This window comes from Paraburkholderia sp. EG286B (genome assembly GCF_040965655.1).
Taxonomy (GTDB): domain Bacteria; phylum Pseudomonadota; class Gammaproteobacteria; order Burkholderiales; family Burkholderiaceae; genus Paraburkholderia.
Genome location: NZ_JBFRCF010000008.1, coordinates 334,385 through 349,342, shown reverse-complemented (window position 1 = coordinate 349,342; position 14,958 = coordinate 334,385). Strand labels below are relative to the sequence as shown.

Below are 14,958 nucleotides of genomic sequence, written 5' to 3'. Positions count from 1 at the left end.
CGCGCCGCTCGAGCCAAGGTAATCACAGGCAATCCCTCGGCAGCGCAAGCTTGCCAGGCCTAGTTGTACCCAGCAGGTTCGTAGTTGTACCCAGCAGGTTCGTAGTTGTGCGAATGGCCGACAGAGCCACGAAGTCAACGCCGCTATCCGCGGCATTCAATGACAAGCCAATACGTTTGGAGATCTATATGCAGAGCACCGTCAACTTATGGCCGCTGATCGGCGTGGCCGTCATCATCGCCGGCTTCTTGCTACGCTTCAATCCGATGCTGATTGTCGCCGCAGCGGCCGTCGTCACCGGTTTCGCCGGGGGCTTCCCGGTCGCGAAGATTCTCGCCGCCATCGGCACCGGCTTCATCAAGACCCGCAACATTCCGCTCATCATCCTGTTGCCGCTCGCCGTGATCGGGCTGCTCGAGCGCCACGGCCTGCGTGAGCGCGCGCAGATTTGGATCGGCAGCATCAAGGCGGCCACCGCCGGCCGTCTGCTGATCGTCTATCTGCTCGTGCGCGAGTTGACCGCCGCCGTCGGCTTGACGGGCCTCGGCGGCCATCCGCAGATGGTGCGTCCGCTGATCGCGCCGATGGCCGAAGGCGCCACCGAAAACCGCTTCGGCAAGCTCTCCGATGCCGTGCGCTACAAGCTGCGCGCCTATTCGGCCGCGACCGACAACGTGGGTCTCTTCTTCGGCGAGGACATCTTCGTCGCGTTCGGCGCGATCGTGCTGATGGTCACGCTGCTCAAGGAAGCGGGCGTTTCGGTCGAGCCGATCCACGTGGCGTTCTGGGGCATTCCCACGGCGATCTGCGCGTTCCTGATTCACGGCTTCCGGCTCTGGCTGCTCGACCGCAAGCTCGAACGCGAACTGGGCGCCATGCGCAACGCGAGCGACGCCAAGGCTGCAAGCCGTGCTCAAGGAGACGAAGCATGACGCTCACCCTCAACTGGCTCTTCTGGCTGCTCGGCATCGTGCTGCTCATCGTCGGCGGCATGATCGTGATGGACCGCGAGCATCCGCGCCGCTTCACGGCAGGCGGCTTCTGGCTGCTCTACGCGCTGATCTTTCTCGTCGGCGACCTGCTGCCCGCCGAAGTCGTGGGCGTGCTCGTGCTCGCCATGGCGCTGATCGCGGGGCTCGGCGGCGTGACGGCCGCGAAGCCCAGGGTGCTCGCGCTCGAAACGCGTCTCGCCAGCGCGAAGCGCCTCGGCAACAAGCTCTTCGTGCCCGCGCTCACCATTCCGGTCATCACGGTCGTGCTCACGCTCGCGGCCAGCCATCTCGTCTTCGGCGGCAAGGCGCTCATCGACCCGAAGAACGTCACGCTGATCGGCTTCGGCATCGGCTGCGTGATCGCGCTCGTGATTGCCTGCATCATCACGCGCGACAGCGTCGGCCAGTCGATGAAGGAAACGCGGCGCCTCGTCGACGCACTCTCGTGGGCCGCCGTCCTGCCGCAAATGCTCGGCATGCTCGGCCTCGTGTTCTCGGACGCGGGCGTGGGCAAGGCCGTGGCGCACGTCACGACGTCGTACATCAACATGGACGTGCGCTTCGTCGCCGTCGTCGTGTATTGCGTGGGCATGGCGCTCTTCACGATCATCATGGGCAACGGCTTCGCCGCGTTTCCGGTGATGACGGGCGGCGTGGGCGTTCCGGTGCTGGTGGGCGTGTTCCACGTCAATCCGGCGATGATGGCCGCCATCGGCATGTTCTCGGGCTACTGCGGCACGCTGATGACGCCGATGGCCGCGAACTTCAACATGGTGCCCGCGGCCCTGCTCGAGCTGCCCGACAAGAACGCGGTGATACGCGTGCAGGTGCCCACGGCGCTGGGCATCCTCGCGGCGAATATCGTGCTGCTGAACGTGTTCGGGTTTTGACGACACTTACGCATGCGGACGCAAAAAAAACCGGCGAAAGCCGGTTTTTTTGCATTCAGGCCGCGCGTCCGAGCGCGAAGGGCCCCGGCTTAACCCGGGTCGACATTGAAGCCACGCTGGCGCAGCAGCTGGAGCACGCCTTTGGGGCCGCCCAGGTGCAGCGCGCCGACGGCGACGAAGAGCGGCTTGTTGGGCGCCACATACTGCTGCATGCGCGAAACGAAGCGCCGGTTGCGCTCGTAGACGATGCGGTTGTCGACCGACGCCGCCACCCGCGCGTCGTGCGAGAGCTTTTCGGTGCGCGCCGATTCCCAGGCGGCGATCGCATCGGCGTCGCCCACGCGCCACAGGTGCAGCAGCGTCTGCACGTCGGAGACGTTTTGCGCCGGCGTCTGCGCCAGGTCCTGGGCGAGCATCTCGCGCTGCTGCGCGAGGCTCAGGTTCGTGAAGGCGCGCATCTGCTCGCCGAGCGTCTCCAGGCCGACGATGCGGCGGCCCTTCCAGCGCAGGAACACGTTCTGCAGCTGCGCCTCGGTGCCGTACTCGGTCTGCAGGCCTGCGCTCAGCGAGTCGTAGGTTTCCACCAGCAGCGAGGCGAGCCACGGCCGCATCTTGCGGATCTCGGCGAGCGCCTCGGGATTGCCGCGCATGCGCGCCTCGAGTTTCTGCCAGAGCGGATCGGGCAACAGGCCCGGCAGACAGGGCCGTCTGCACACCCCGTATTTCGAGACGTCGTCCTGGGACACCAGCAGATCGTCGGGAGACAGCTCGAGCGCAAGAATGGGCGACGCGGCGAGCGCCGCGAGAATCTGCGGGCGAAACGGCTGGCCGGGCGGATAGTCGGCGGGGTCGCCCACATGGAGCGTGCCGAGCAGATAGATCGTGAGATTGCCGCGCGTGGCGACGTAGAACGGCATGCGCGCAGGCTGGGTGCGCACTGGGCCGCCAGCCGTCGTGCCCGATGCGTAGCTCGGCACGGCGGGCGCGGCGTGAAAGCCGGGAATGCCGCCGTTCGCGCCGCGCGGCATGGGCACGGCCGGGTGCACGCCGGGCGTGTTGGCGACGGCGCCGCCAGCGACCGCCGGGCCCGCGGCGCCGGCGAGCACGCCGACCGCGAGCGCCAGCGTGAGCGCCGCGCGCGCCGCAGCGCGCGACGCTTTCTTCAAAGCCGCACGCAACGCCACCGCGAATGCCACACCAAAAGCCACACCGAATGTCACACGAACAGCCGTACCCCGCCCGGCGGCCACGGCAAGCGCGGCAGCCGGAATGATTGAAAGGACGGCGGAGAAAACGGTGGAAAAAACAGTGAAGAAGGCGGCACGACGGCCGCCCATCAACTGGCGGCGCGTAGCGATAAAACGACGCGCCGCCGTCGCTTCAGGCCGGCATGGGCCGCCCATCCTCTTCCCCCACCTCCTCTGCACGATGGCAGGATACCTGACGGCCGTCCACTTCGCGAAGAACAGGCACTTCCTTACGACACCGCTCGACCGCGTATGGACAACGTTGATGGAACGTGCAACCAGACGGCGGGTTCAGCGGCGAAGGCAATTCGCCCTCGAGCTTGATCTTCACGCGGCGGTCCGCCTCGAAGATCGCGGGCGTGGCCGAGAGCAGCGAGCGCGTGTACGGATGGCGCGGCCGCGAGATCACCGTGTCCTTGTCGCCCAGTTCCGCCACGCCGCCCAGATACATCACCATCACGTCGTCGGCAATGTGCTCGACCACGGCCAGGTTGTGCGAGATGAACACGTAGCTCGTGCGGAACTGCTCCTGCAAGTCCATGAACAGATTGAGAATCTGCGCCTGGATCGAGACGTCGAGCGCGGAAACCGGCTCGTCGGCCACGACGATCTGCGGGTCGAGAATCATGGCCCGCGCGATCGCCACGCGCTGGCGCTGGCCGCCCGAGAACATGTGCGGATAACGCTTGGCGTGCTCGGGGCGCAGGCCGACGATGCGCATCATGTGCGCGATGCGGTCCGCGCGCTCGCTCGCCGTGAGCCGCGTGTTGATGGCGAGCGGCTCGCCGAGCGTCTGCTCCACGGTCTTGCGCGGGTTGAGCGAGGCGAACGGGTTCTGGAACACCATCTGCACGCGGCGGCGCAGCGCGGCGATCTTCGCGGCGTTGGCGTGCGCAACGTCCTCGCCGTCGATGGTCAGCTTGCCCGCGGTGGGCGGCTCGATCATCGTGAGCTGGCGCGCGAGCGTCGATTTGCCGCAGCCGGACTCGCCCACCACGGCGAGCGTGCGCCCGCGCGTGAGCGAGAACGACACGCCGTTGAGCGCCTTCACGGTGCCCGTGCCGAACATGCCGCGCTTGACGGTGTAGTGCTTCTTGAGATCGTCGGCGATGAGAACCTTGTCGTCCTGATGGTCCTGATGAGCCGCGTGTTGCTGGACTGCGTTCATCGCGCGCCTCCACTGGATTGAGTCACCGCCGCATTCAGCGGCTTGATGCAGCGCACTTGCGCGTAGCCGCTTTCATCGGTTACCGCGTCGAGCGCGGGCCGCGCCTTCATGCAGTCATCCACCACATACTTGCAGCGCGGCGCGAACAGACAGCCGCTCGGCCGGTCGTCGCGGCCGGGCACCATGCCGGGCAGCGCGGCAAGCCGCATCGCCCCCTTGTTGTGCTCGGGAATCGCGGCGAGCAGCGCTTCCGTGTACGGATGATGCGGACGCGAAAAGATGTCCGGCACGCGGTTCGTTTCGATGATCTCGCCCGCGTACATCACCGCCACGCGTTGCGCGACTTCGGACACCACGGCGAGATCGTGCGAGATCAGCACGAGCGCCATGCCGCGTTCCTTCTGCAGACGCACGAGCAGCTCCATGATCTGCGCCTGGATCGTCACGTCGAGCGCCGTGGTGGGCTCGTCGGCGATCAGCAGCTTCGGGTTGCAGGCCACGGCCATCGCGATCATCACGCGCTGGTTCATGCCGCCCGACATCTGGTGCGGGAAGTTGTCGATGCGGTTCTTCGCGTCGGGAATGCCGACCTGGTCGAGCAGTTCGATGGCGCGCGCGTGCAGCGCCGAGCCGCGCAGGCCCTCGTGCAGCTTGAGCACTTCCTTTATCTGATAACCGACGGTGTAGCTCGGGTTCAGGCTCGTGAGCGCGTCCTGGAACACCATGGCGATGTCCTTGCCGACGATGCGGCGGCGCTCCTTGCCCGTGGCGCCCAGCAGATCGCGGCCATCGAAGGTGATCGAATCCGCCGTCACCTTGCCGGGGGCGTCGATGAGGCCCATCAGCGCCATCATCGTCACGCTCTTGCCCGAGCCCGATTCGCCGACGATGCCGAGCACTTCGCCAGGCGCGACCGACAGGTTCACGCGGTCAACGGCGGGCAGGCCGTTGAAGTTCACGGCCAGATTACGGATGGTCAAAAGTTCGTTGTTCATGTCAGTCCTCGCCGGGCCGCCCCAAGAGGACTGACGCCCCCTCGGGGGGCAACGACCGAAGGGAGTGTGGGGGTCGTCTTCATGTCAGTCCTCGCCGGGCCGCCCCAAGAGGACTGACGCCCCCGCGGGGGGCAACGACCGAAGGGAGTGTGGGGGTCGTCTTCATGTCAGGCCATCCGCTTGAGCTTGGGATCGAGCGCGTCGCGCAGCCCGTCGCCGAGCAGGTTGATCGCGAGCACCGAAATGAGGATGGACAGACCCGGCATCGTGACGATCCACCATGCGCTGTCGATGTAGTCGCGCGCCGAGGCGAGCATCGCGCCCCACTCCGCACGCGGCGGCTGCACGCCGAGGCCGAGGAAGCCGAGCGCGGCGGCGTCGAGAATCGCCGAGCTAAAGCCGAGCGTCGCCTGCACGATGAGCGGCGCCGTACAGTTGGGCAGCACCTGCGAGAACATCAGGCGCAGCGTGCCGGCGCCGGCCACACGCGAAGCGGTCACGTACTCCTTGTGCAGTTCGCCCAGGGCCGAACCGCGCGTGAGACGCACGTAGCCGGGCAGCGCCACGATCGCGATGGCGAGCATGGTGTTCGTGAGACCCGGACCGATGATCGCGACCACGGCCACCGCGAGCAGCAGCGAAGGCAGCGCGAGCAGCACGTCCATGAGACGCATGATCGGCGTATCGGCCCACTTCTCGAAGAACGCGGCCACGAGCCCGAGCACGATGCCCGGAATCAGCGCGAGCACCACCGAGACGCAGCCGATCCACAGCGAGAGCCGCGCGCCGTACATCAGACGCGAGAGGATGTCGCGGCCCGCTTCGTCGGTGCCGAGAATGAACTTCCAGTTGCCGCCGTCGAGCCACGCGGGCGGAATCTTCACGTAGTCGCGGTATTGCTCGATCGGGCTGTGCGGCGCGATCAGCGGCGCGAAGATCGCGATGACGATCAGCGCGAGCACGATCACGCCGGCGCCCACGGCGCCCTTGTTGCGCGAGAAGTTCGCCCAGAATTCGCGCAGCACGAGCGCGCGGCCCGAAGGCGGCGTGACGGCGCGAGGCACGGTGTTCTGAATGTCAGCCATCATGCCTCCTGGTGTTGAATGTGGTGTTGCGGGGTTCGCATTTTCATGGCTCGCTTACCTCGTATGTCGAATGCGCGGGTTGAGCACGCCGTACAGCAGATCGACGAACAGGTTCACGACGATCACGAGTGTCGCGATCATGAGAATGCCGCCTTGCACCACCGGGTAGTCGCGCCGGCTGATCGCGTCGATCAGCCATTTGCCGATGCCGGGCCAGGAGAACAGCGTTTCGGTGAGCACCGCGCCCGCGAGCAGCGTGCCGACCTGCAGGCCGATCACGGTCACCACGGGAATGAGCGCGTTGCGCAGCGCATGCACGACGATCACGCGCACGGGCGAAAGCCCCTTGGCGCGCGCGGTGCGGATGTAGTCCTCGCGCAGCACTTCGAGCATGGACGAGCGCGTCATGCGCGCGACCACGGCGAGCGGAATCGTGCCGAGCACGATGGCCGGCAGGATCAGGTGGCTCAGCACCGACCTGAACGCGCCTTCGTCGGTGCCGGGCAGGAGCGAGTCGATCAGCATGAAGCCGGTCACGTGCGGAATGTCGAATTCCACCGCGATGCGGCCCGACACGGGCGTCCAGCCGAGCTTCGACGAGAACACCATGATGAGGATGAGCCCCCACCAGAAGATCGGCATGGAGTAGCCGGTGAGCGCGGTGCCCATGACGCCGTGATCGACGACGGTGCCGCGCCGCAGTGCCGCGAACACGCCGGCGGGCAAGCCGATCACGAGCGCGAAAATGAGCGCGCAGATCGACAGCTCGACGGTGGCGGGAAAGCGCGCGAGAAACTCGCCCATCACGCTCGTGTTGGTGATGATCGAGGTGCCGAGATTGCCGTGCACGGCGTGCCAGACGTAGTGCACATACTGCATCGGCAGAGGCTCGTCGAGCCCCAGGCGGTGCATCGCCTCGGCGTGCATTTGCGGATCGACGCCGCGCTCGCCCATCATCACTTCGATAGGGTCGCCCGGAATCAGGTGGATGAGTGCGAACGCAAGGATGGTGATCCCGATGAACGTGGGTATGACCATGCCGATGCGGCGCAATACGAAGCGGAACATGTGGTGTTCCCCCAAAAGCTTGAAATGAAACGCAACCGGCGACAGGGGCTCGTGACCCCGGTCGCCGGACCATTTTCCGCCGGTCCTGGCTGATAGGCGGACCGAGCGGAAAGTCTTACCCGATTATCCTTACTGCATGCCCACGCCGTCGAAGCGCGCGTAGCCAAGCGGTTCGATGCGCATGTCGGTCACCTTCTTGCTGACCGGCTGATAGACGGTCGAGTGAGCGATCGGCGAGAACGGCAGTTGCTTCGCGAAGATCTGCTGCGCTTCCTGGTAGTGCTTCGTGCGCTGCGCCACATCCGAGGTCTGGCGGCCCTTCTGGACCAGGTCGTCGAACGGCTTGTAGCACCACTTGCCGAAGTTGTTGCCGTTCACCGCTTCGCAGCCGAGCAGCGTGCCGAGCCAGTTGTCCGGATCGCCGTTGTCGCCCGTCCAGCCGATCAGCATCGAGTCGTCCTCGCCCGCGTGCGCGCGCTTGATGTACTCGCCCCACTCATACGTGACGATCTTCGCCTTCACGCCGATCTTGGCCCAGTCGGCCTGGATCATTTCGGCCATCAGGCGTGCGTTCGGGTTGTAGGCGCGCTGCACGGGCATGGCCCACAGCGTGATCTCGAAGCCGTTGCCCTGACCCGCCTTCGCGAGCAGCGCCTTGGCCTTTTCCGGATCGTACGCATTGGCCGGCAGGTTCTTGACGTAGGACCACTGCGTCGGCGGCATCGGGTTGGTTGCGAGCTGGCCCGCACCCTGGTACACCGAGTCGATGATCGCCTTCTTGTTGATCGCCATGTCGAGCGCGTGGCGCACATCGACGTTGTCGAGCGGCTTGTGCGTGACGTTGTACGACAGGTAGCCCAGGTTGAAGCCCGGCTGCGACGGCATCGCGATGTTCGGCTCGGCCTTCAGCGGCGCGATGTCGGCGGGACGCGGATAGCTCATCACCTGGCATTCGTCGCGCTTGATCTTCTGCACGCGCACGCTGGCGTCCGGCGTGATCGAGAAGATCAGCTTCGAGAGCTTCACGGCGCCCGGCTTCCAGTAGTCGGGATTGCCGTCGTAGCGGATCGTCGCGTCCTTCGTGTAGCTCTTGAAGATGAACGGACCCGTGCCGACCGGGAACTGGTTGATGTCGGCGGCCTTGCCGGCCTTCATCAGTTGATCCGCGTATTCAGCCGACAGGATCGAGGCGAATTCCATCGCCATGTTCTGGATGAACGGCGCGTTCGGCTCGTTCAGCGTGAACTTGACCGTGTACGGGTCGACCTTCTCGACCTTGGCGATCAGCTTGTCGAGGCCCATGTCGGTGAAGTACGGGAACGACACCGGGTACGCCTTGCGGAACGCATTGTTCGGGTTGAGCATGCGATCGAACGAGAACACGACGTCGTCCGCATTGAATTCGCGCGTGGGCTTGAAGAACGAGGTGGTCTGGAACTTCACGCCATGACGCAGATGGAACGTGTAGGTCTTGCCGTCCGCCGAAACGTCCCACGATTCTGCGAGACCCGGTTCGACCTTGGTGCCGCCGCGCTCGAATTCGACGAGGCGGTTGTAGACGGTGAACGTGTTCGCGGTGAAGTCGGTGCCGGTCGTGTATTGGGCCGGATCGAAGCCAGCGGGGCTGCCTTCCGAGCAGTAGACGAGCGTCTTGTTCGGAATGCTTTGCGCGGCGTGCGCGAGCGGGGCTCCAGCAATCGATGCCGCTGCGAGCGCCACGAGAGACGTCAATCGTGCAGCACGCAACAGTTTGTTTTCTTTCATGTTTCCTCCAGTTCAGTGCCAGCTTGCGCCAGCGTAGCGCGATCTTACACAGCAGGTGCCGCAGTCACAAGCAAGCCAAAAGTCCCGTCGCCTGTGGAAAACGCCGGGTTGACAGGATCGCTGGTTGCCGCATGGTGCGCTGCAACGTAGCTTTGCCCCTTTTTGTTGCGCCGGAAACTGACAATAGCGCGCCGAATTGACGCGCGCTCGCGGGCGGGCGTGTGCGCCTGACCAGGGTCACCCAGCGTGATCCGGATCGCGCTATCCAAAAGAAAACCGCGCGGCCGGGGAGTCCGGGAACCGCGCGGTTTGTCGCCGCCTGGCGGGGCTAGAGTGAGCGCCCTAGAAGCCGAGCCGCTCGCAAATGGCCTTGGTGGCCGGCGCCGCGTTGAGCGTGTAGAAGTGGATACCCGGCACGCCCGCCTCGACGAGACGGCGGCACAGGTCGGTCACCACGTCGAGGCCGAACGCGCGGATCGACTCGCGGTCGTCGCCGAAGCTTTCCAGCCGCTTGGCGACCCAGCGCGGCACTTCGGCGCCGCACATCTCCGAAAAGCGCATGAGCTGCGAGTAGTTCGTGATCGGCATGATGCCGGGCACGATGGGAATATCCACGCCCAGCTTCTTCGCGTCGTCGACGAAGCGGAAATACGCATCCGCGTTGAAGAAGTACTGCGTGATCGCCGAATTGGCGCCCGCTTTCACCTTTTGCGCGAACGCTTCGAGGTCGTGGCGCGGCGAACGCGCCTGCGGGTGGTACTCGGGATACGCGGCCACTTCGATGTGGAACGCGTCGCCGGTTTCCTCGCGGATGAAGGCGACGAGTTCCGACGCGTAGCGCAGTTCGCCCACCGCGCCCATGCCCGAGGGCAGGTCGCCGCGCAGCGCCACGATGTGGCGGATGCCGTGCGAGCGGTACTCGCCGAGAATCGCGCGCAGGCTCTCTTTCGAGGAGCCGATGCACGAGAGGTGCGGCGCCGCCTCGATGCCAGCCTTCGCGATATCGACGACGGTGTCGAGCGTGCCCTGTTGCGTCGAGCCGCCCGCGCCGAACGTCACCGAGAAAAACTTCGGCTTGAGCGTGGCAAGTTCCGCCCGCGTAGCGCGCAGCTTTTCCAGGCCGTCCGGCGTCTTCGGCGGGAAGAATTCGAATGAGAGTTCGATCGGTTTCATGTTGATGGGGCCAGTGAGGCCGGGCCGCGCACGTGGGCGGCCCGGGCCCGCGTCAGCCGAGGCTGCGGTTGCCGAAAATCAGCGCCGACAGCAGCCACGACACGATGCTGTACAGGATCGAGCCGAAAAATGCCGACCAGAAGCCCGACACCTCGAAGCCCTTGAGGAGCGACGCCGCCAGCCAGAAGCACAGCGCGTTCACCACGAGGATGAAGAGGCCGAGCGTGAGGATGGTCACGGGCAGCGTGAGCACGATCAGCAGCGGGCGCAGCACGGCGTTGATGAGGCCGAGCACGATCGCGACGATGAGCGCGGTGCCGAAACTGCGAATATGGATCGACGGAACGAGCCAGGTGATGATCAGGAGCGCGAGCGCGTTGATCAGCCAGGTCAGCAGCACGGTCATAAGGACTCCTTTTGCGTCGTTGCTTTTGTATCGCCAGGTGCCGGCGGCGGATGCCGCCCGCTATCCCCGCACGTTGCGCGCGCAGGGATTGGGGTCAGCATCCGCTTGACCGCTTAAAGCGGGCTTAAAACGGCAGCCCGCTTTGTATCGCGTTGTATCGGCTTAGTAGCGATAGTGGTTCGGCTTGAACGGACCGTTCTTGTCGACGCCAATGTACGAAGCCTGGTCGTCCGACAGCACGGTCAGGTTCGCGCCGATGCGCGCGAGGTGCAGACGTGCAACCTTCTCGTCCAGGTGCTTCGGCAGCACGTACACCTTGTTCTCGTACTTCTTGCCCTGCGTGAACAGTTCGATCTGCGCGAGCGTCTGGTTCGTGAACGAGTTCGACATCACGAACGACGGGTGGCCCGTGGCGCAGCCCAGGTTCACGAGGCGGCCTTCGGCCAGCAGGATCACGCGCTTGCCGTCCGGGAAGATGATGTGGTCGACCTGCGGCTTGATGTTTTCCCACTGGTACTGGCGCGTGGAAGCGACGTCGATTTCCGAGTCGAAGTGGCCGATGTTGCAGACGATCGCGTTGTGGCGCATCGCCTTCAGGTGATCGTGGTTCAGCACGTGGTAGTTGCCGGTGGCCGTCACGAAGATGTCGGCCTTGTCGGCGGCGTATTCCATCGTCACGACGCGGTAGCCTTCCATCGCGGCCTGCAGCGCGCAGATCGGATCGATTTCCGTGACCCACACCGTGGCGCCCAGACCGCGCAGCGACTGCGCGCAGCCCTTGCCCACGTCGCCGTAACCGGCCACGACCGCGATCTTGCCCGCGATCATCACGTCGGTCGCGCGCTTGATGCCGTCCACGAGCGACTCGCGGCAGCCGTACAGGTTGTCGAACTTCGACTTCGTGACCGAGTCGTTGACGTTGATGGCCGGGAACGGCAGACGGCCTTCCTTCTCCATCTGGTAAAGGCGGTGCACGCCCGTCGTGGTTTCTTCGGTCACGCCCTGGATGTGCGAAAGGCGCTTCGAGTACCACTGCGGATCGACGTCGAGGTGCGCGGCGATCGACTTGTACAGCGCGACTTCTTCTTCGTTCGTCGGCTTGGCGATGACCGAGCGGTCCTTTTCAGCCTTCGAGCCGAGGATCAGCAGGAGCGTGGCGTCGCCGCCGTCGTCGAGGATCATGTTGGCGAACTCGCCGTTCGGCCATTCGAAGATGCGGTGCGAGAACTCCCAGTATTCGTCGAGCGATTCGCCCTTGAACGCGAACACCGGCACGCCGCCCTGCGCGATCGCGGCGGCGGCATGGTCCTGCGTCGAGAAGATGTTGCACGAGGCCCAGCGGACGTCGGCGCCGAGCGCGGTGAGCGTCTCGATCAGCACGCCCGTCTGGATCGTCATGTGCAGCGAACCGGCGATGCGCGCGCCCTTGAGCGGCTGCTGCGCCTTGTACTCTTCGCGGGTTTGCACGAGGCCCGGCATTTCGGTTTCGGCGATATTGAGTTCCTTGCGGCCCCAGGCGGCAAGCGACATATCGGCGACGATGAAATCTTTGGCTTGATCTTGCGGAACTGCGGCGTTCATCACGCCCTCCTTTCTAAAAGTGACTAGAAATTAAAGACGTGAGCGCCGTTTCAGTGCGATTGAGTCAGTGGAGTCAACCGGATTGAAGCACTTTCGAGCCTGGCGGGTCACAGAAAACCCGTCGCAACGCTCCTCGAAAGCGAGCCGAGATTGTAGCAAATCGGGATGGCGTCCGCGCGTGCGCGCATAGGCCAAAAAAGCGGGCGCGAACGCGCCCGCGGGACTTCAAACCGGCAGGAATCCGAGCGCCGGCGCGAGCAGCACCATCACCACGCCCGCGATCATCATCGTGAGGCTCGCCACCACGCCTTCTTCGCTGCCCAGCTCGCGCGCCTTCGCCGTGCCCACGCCGTGCGCCGCCGCACCGAACAGCGCGCCGCGCGCCAGCCGCGTGCGCAGCGGCACGAGGCCGAGCACGAGTTCGCCGAACAGCATGCCGCACACGCCCGTGGCGATTACGAACAGCGCGGTGAGGTCGCGCGGCGCGTGGATCTTGTCCGACACCGCGAGCGCGAACGGCGTGGAAATCGAGCGCGTCATCAGGCTGCGTTGCAGATCGGGCGAAAGGTGCAGGAGTTTGGCCAGCGCGAGCGAGCCGCCCACCGCCACGACGATGCCGACCGTCACGCCCACGGTGAGCGAGATCCAGTGGCGCTTGAGCAGATCGCGGTACTCGTAGATCGGCACTGCGAAGGCCACGGTGGCCGGGCCGAGCAGCCACATGAGCCAGCGCGTGTCCTGGAAATACACGGGGTACGGAATATGGAGCGCCAGCACGAACACGCCGAGCACCGCCGGCACCGCGACGAGCGGCGTGAGCCACGGCGAGCGAAAGCGCGCATAGAGCGCTTTCGAGGCGAAATAGAGCGCGACGGTGAGGATGAAACAGCCGGCGGCGATGAGCCGTGCCGCGTCGTCGGCGAACAGGGACGAATAAAACGTGTTCATGACGGATTCCCCCTCACGCTATTCAGGACGTTGCAGCCTCAAGCCCGCGCCAGATGGCGCGAGTGCCGCGAATCGCGCACGCGTCGCAGCGCGAGGCGCCGCTCGAGCTTGGCGGCCTGTTCGACCGCGAACGCCACGGCCACCATCACCATCAGCGTGCCGCCGACCACGACGAGCGCCAGACGCCAGCCGTCGGCGCGAAACAGGCCGCCGTATTTCACGGCTGCGACGGCGGCCGGAATGAAGAACAACAGCATGTCGGAGAGCAGCCAGTCGGCGCCCGCCTTCACCCAGCGCGGCGTGACGCCGCCGCAAAAGAGCAGCGCGAGCAGCAGCACGAGGCCGACCACGCCGCCCGGCACCGGCAGGTGCGTGAAGCGCGTGAGCGCGTCGGCGGCGTACCAGAGGCCCGCGAGCAGCGCCGATTGCACGGTAATGCGGCCGATACGGCGCCCGAAGCTCGCCATGCCGCCCGCTTTGCGCTCGGCGTTTTCGGAGACTTTCGCGGTCGCGGTGGAGGTAGTCATGGCAAACCCTAAGTGACACTGGAATGGAAGTCAGTATAGGGTGCAGCGCAGCATAAACATAATGACTTAAGATCATCTGCTACATTCCATATTGGAATGCACCGACTCGGCACCCCGCTGAGCGTGTTTTCTGCACATTTGTGGAGTCCCGATCGTGGAACTGCGCGCGCTTCGTTATTTCATCGAGGTGGTGCGGCAACAGAGCTTCACCGCCGCGGCCGAAAAACTGCACGTCACCCAGCCGACCATCAGCAAGATGGTGAAGGCGCTCGAAGACGAGACCGGCACCCAGCTCCTGCTGCGCGACGCGCGCCAGATGGTGCTCACCGACGCCGGGCGCATCGTCTACCAGCGCGGCCAGGACGTGCTCGCCGCGCAGGCGCAGCTGCAGGCCGAACTCGCCGATCTCGGCACGCTCGGGCGCGGCGAGCTCACCATCGGCATCCCGCCGATGGGCGGCTCGCTCTTCACGCCCGCCATCGCCACCTTCCGCCAGCGCTATCCGAAGATCGAGTTGAAGCTTTTCGAGCACGGCTCGCGCGCCATCGAAGCCGCGCTGATCTCGGGCGAGCTGGAGCTGGGCGGCGTGCTGCTGCCCGTCGATCCCGCGCTGATCGACGTCCTGCCGATCTCGCACGAGCTGTTGTGGCTCGTCGCGCGGCGCGGCTCGCGCTGGGACAACAAGCTCGCCGTGCCGCTCGGGGAACTGGCCGGCGAGCCGTTCGTGTTCTACGGCGAAAGCCTCGCGCTCAACGATGTGGTGCTGAACGCGTGCCGCACGGCCGGCTTCGTGCCGCAGGTGGTGGGGCGCAGCGGCCACTGGGACCTGATGGCGGCACTCGTGCTCGCGGGCGTGGGCATTGCGCTGCTGCCCGCGCCGTACGTGCGCCGGCTCGACGCCGAGCGCTTCACCTGCCTGCCCGTGAGCGAGCCGCAGATCACCTGGGACATGGCGATCGGCTGGAAACGCAGCGGCTATCTCTCGCACGCGGCGCGCGCGTGGCTCGACGTCGCGCGCTCGGAGTACGGCAAGCCCTTCACGTTTCTCGACGACTTCGTGCATCCGCCGGGGATGGAGAAGCAGCCAGGCAAGCCTGGCTGAGGCCTGCGACGC

Annotated in this window: 14 protein-coding genes and 1 riboswitch; of the genes, 3 read left to right on the top strand and 11 right to left on the bottom strand. The window is 65.5% G+C overall.

The window, feature by feature from the left end; genetic code table 11:
* Nucleotides 1-188: 188 nt before the first annotated feature.
* Together AB4Y42_RS20035 and AB4Y42_RS20030 are read left to right on the top strand one after the other, a co-directional pair.
* On the top strand, nt 189-932 hold the full coding sequence (locus AB4Y42_RS20035) for a DUF969 domain-containing protein (RefSeq protein ID WP_368692306.1): 744 nt from the start codon (nt 189-191) through the stop codon (nt 930-932).
* Nucleotides 929-1,882 (top strand): DUF979 domain-containing protein, encoded by a 954-nt coding sequence (locus tag AB4Y42_RS20030; RefSeq protein ID WP_368692307.1) that lies wholly within the window; start codon nt 929-931, stop codon nt 1,880-1,882. Before AB4Y42_RS20035 ends, AB4Y42_RS20030 begins: the two co-directional genes overlap by 4 nt.
* 89 nt (nt 1,883-1,971) lie before the next feature.
* Here the strand turns inward: AB4Y42_RS20030 and AB4Y42_RS20025 are convergent, their stop codons facing one another.
* The 11 genes from AB4Y42_RS20025 to AB4Y42_RS19975 form a co-directional block, all read right to left on the bottom strand.
* The gene (locus tag AB4Y42_RS20025) at nt 1,972-3,066 is read right to left on the bottom strand and encodes a TraB/GumN family protein (protein ID WP_368695120.1); all 1,095 of its coding nucleotides are present in this window, start codon (nt 3,064-3,066) and stop codon (nt 1,972-1,974) included.
* A 196-nt stretch (nt 3,067-3,262) separates the two neighbouring features.
* Nucleotides 3,263-4,297 carry a peptide ABC transporter ATP-binding protein gene (locus AB4Y42_RS20020; RefSeq protein WP_368692308.1) on the bottom strand — a complete coding sequence of 345 codons (1,035 nt, stop codon included), beginning with the start codon at nt 4,295-4,297 and terminating at the stop codon, nt 3,263-3,265.
* A complete protein-coding gene (locus AB4Y42_RS20015) occupies nt 4,294-5,292 on the bottom strand; it encodes an ABC transporter ATP-binding protein (protein WP_368692309.1) in 999 nt (332 codons plus the stop codon). Before AB4Y42_RS20015 ends, AB4Y42_RS20020 begins: the two co-directional genes overlap by 4 nt.
* Before the next feature lie 167 nt (nt 5,293-5,459).
* On the bottom strand, nt 5,460-6,377 hold the full coding sequence (locus tag AB4Y42_RS20010) for an ABC transporter permease subunit (protein WP_342920443.1): 918 nt from the start codon (nt 6,375-6,377) through the stop codon (nt 5,460-5,462).
* Between the two features lie 54 nt (nt 6,378-6,431).
* Nucleotides 6,432-7,445, bottom strand: a complete 1,014-nt coding sequence (locus AB4Y42_RS20005; protein ID WP_368692310.1) for an ABC transporter permease subunit — start codon at nt 7,443-7,445, stop codon at nt 6,432-6,434.
* A 129-nt stretch (nt 7,446-7,574) separates the two neighbouring features.
* Nucleotides 7,575-9,209 carry an ABC transporter substrate-binding protein gene (locus tag AB4Y42_RS20000; RefSeq protein ID WP_368695090.1) on the bottom strand — a complete coding sequence of 545 codons (1,635 nt, stop codon included), beginning with the start codon at nt 9,207-9,209 and terminating at the stop codon, nt 7,575-7,577.
* A 342-nt stretch (nt 9,210-9,551) separates the two neighbouring features.
* Nucleotides 9,552-10,382 carry a methylenetetrahydrofolate reductase [NAD(P)H] gene (gene metF, locus AB4Y42_RS19995; protein ID WP_069264291.1) on the bottom strand — a complete coding sequence of 277 codons (831 nt, stop codon included), beginning with the start codon at nt 10,380-10,382 and terminating at the stop codon, nt 9,552-9,554.
* Between the two features lie 52 nt (nt 10,383-10,434).
* Nucleotides 10,435-10,788, bottom strand: coding sequence for a phage holin family protein (locus tag AB4Y42_RS19990; RefSeq protein WP_028203399.1), 354 nt, complete (start codon nt 10,786-10,788; stop codon nt 10,435-10,437).
* Between the two features lie 162 nt (nt 10,789-10,950).
* Nucleotides 10,951-12,369 (bottom strand): adenosylhomocysteinase, encoded by a 1,419-nt coding sequence (gene ahcY, locus AB4Y42_RS19985; protein ID WP_069264292.1) that lies wholly within the window; start codon nt 12,367-12,369, stop codon nt 10,951-10,953.
* 33 nt (nt 12,370-12,402) lie between these two features.
* Nucleotides 12,403-12,510, bottom strand: a riboswitch (S-adenosyl-L-homocysteine riboswitch).
* Nucleotides 12,511-12,594: 84 nt separating this feature from the next.
* Nucleotides 12,595-13,317, bottom strand: coding sequence for an LrgB family protein (locus AB4Y42_RS19980; RefSeq protein WP_368692313.1), 723 nt, complete (start codon nt 13,315-13,317; stop codon nt 12,595-12,597).
* Between the two features lie 38 nt (nt 13,318-13,355).
* Entirely contained in the window at nt 13,356-13,784 is a 429-nt protein-coding gene (locus AB4Y42_RS19975; RefSeq protein ID WP_368692331.1) for a CidA/LrgA family protein, read from the bottom strand.
* Between the two features lie 214 nt (nt 13,785-13,998).
* Between AB4Y42_RS19975 and AB4Y42_RS19970 the strand changes: the two genes are divergently transcribed.
* Nucleotides 13,999-14,946: a LysR substrate-binding domain-containing protein gene (locus AB4Y42_RS19970; RefSeq protein WP_368692314.1), complete on the top strand. Its 948-nt coding sequence runs from the start codon at nt 13,999-14,001 to the stop codon at nt 14,944-14,946.
* The last annotated feature ends 12 nt before the right edge of the window (nt 14,947-14,958 follow it).

Bases quoted from the DNA above. Each gene is read 5' to 3' on its own strand.
- AB4Y42_RS20035 (WP_368692306.1), top strand. From the start codon at position 189: ATGCAGAGCACCGTCAACTTATGGCCGCTGATCGGCGTGGCCGTCATC.
- AB4Y42_RS20030 (WP_368692307.1), top strand. From the start codon at position 929: ATGACGCTCACCCTCAACTGGCTCTTCTGGCTGCTCGGCATCGTGCTG.
- AB4Y42_RS20020 (WP_368692308.1), bottom strand. From the start codon at position 4,297: ATGAACGCAGTCCAGCAACACGCGGCTCATCAGGACCATCAGGACGAC.
- AB4Y42_RS20015 (WP_368692309.1), bottom strand. From the start codon at position 5,292: ATGAACAACGAACTTTTGACCATCCGTAATCTGGCCGTGAACTTCAAC.
- AB4Y42_RS20010 (WP_342920443.1), bottom strand. From the start codon at position 6,377: ATGGCTGACATTCAGAACACCGTGCCTCGCGCCGTCACGCCGCCTTCG.
- AB4Y42_RS20005 (WP_368692310.1), bottom strand. From the start codon at position 7,445: ATGTTCCGCTTCGTATTGCGCCGCATCGGCATGGTCATACCCACGTTC.
- AB4Y42_RS20000 (WP_368695090.1), bottom strand. From the start codon at position 9,209: ATGAAAGAAAACAAACTGTTGCGTGCTGCACGATTGACGTCTCTCGTG.
- metF (WP_069264291.1), bottom strand. From the start codon at position 10,382: ATGAAACCGATCGAACTCTCATTCGAATTCTTCCCGCCGAAGACGCCG.
- AB4Y42_RS19990 (WP_028203399.1), bottom strand. From the start codon at position 10,788: ATGACCGTGCTGCTGACCTGGCTGATCAACGCGCTCGCGCTCCTGATC.
- ahcY (WP_069264292.1), bottom strand. From the start codon at position 12,369: ATGAACGCCGCAGTTCCGCAAGATCAAGCCAAAGATTTCATCGTCGCC.
- AB4Y42_RS19980 (WP_368692313.1), bottom strand. From the start codon at position 13,317: ATGAACACGTTTTATTCGTCCCTGTTCGCCGACGACGCGGCACGGCTC.
- AB4Y42_RS19975 (WP_368692331.1), bottom strand. From the start codon at position 13,784: ATGGCGAGCTTCGGGCGCCGTATCGGCCGCATTACCGTGCAATCGGCG.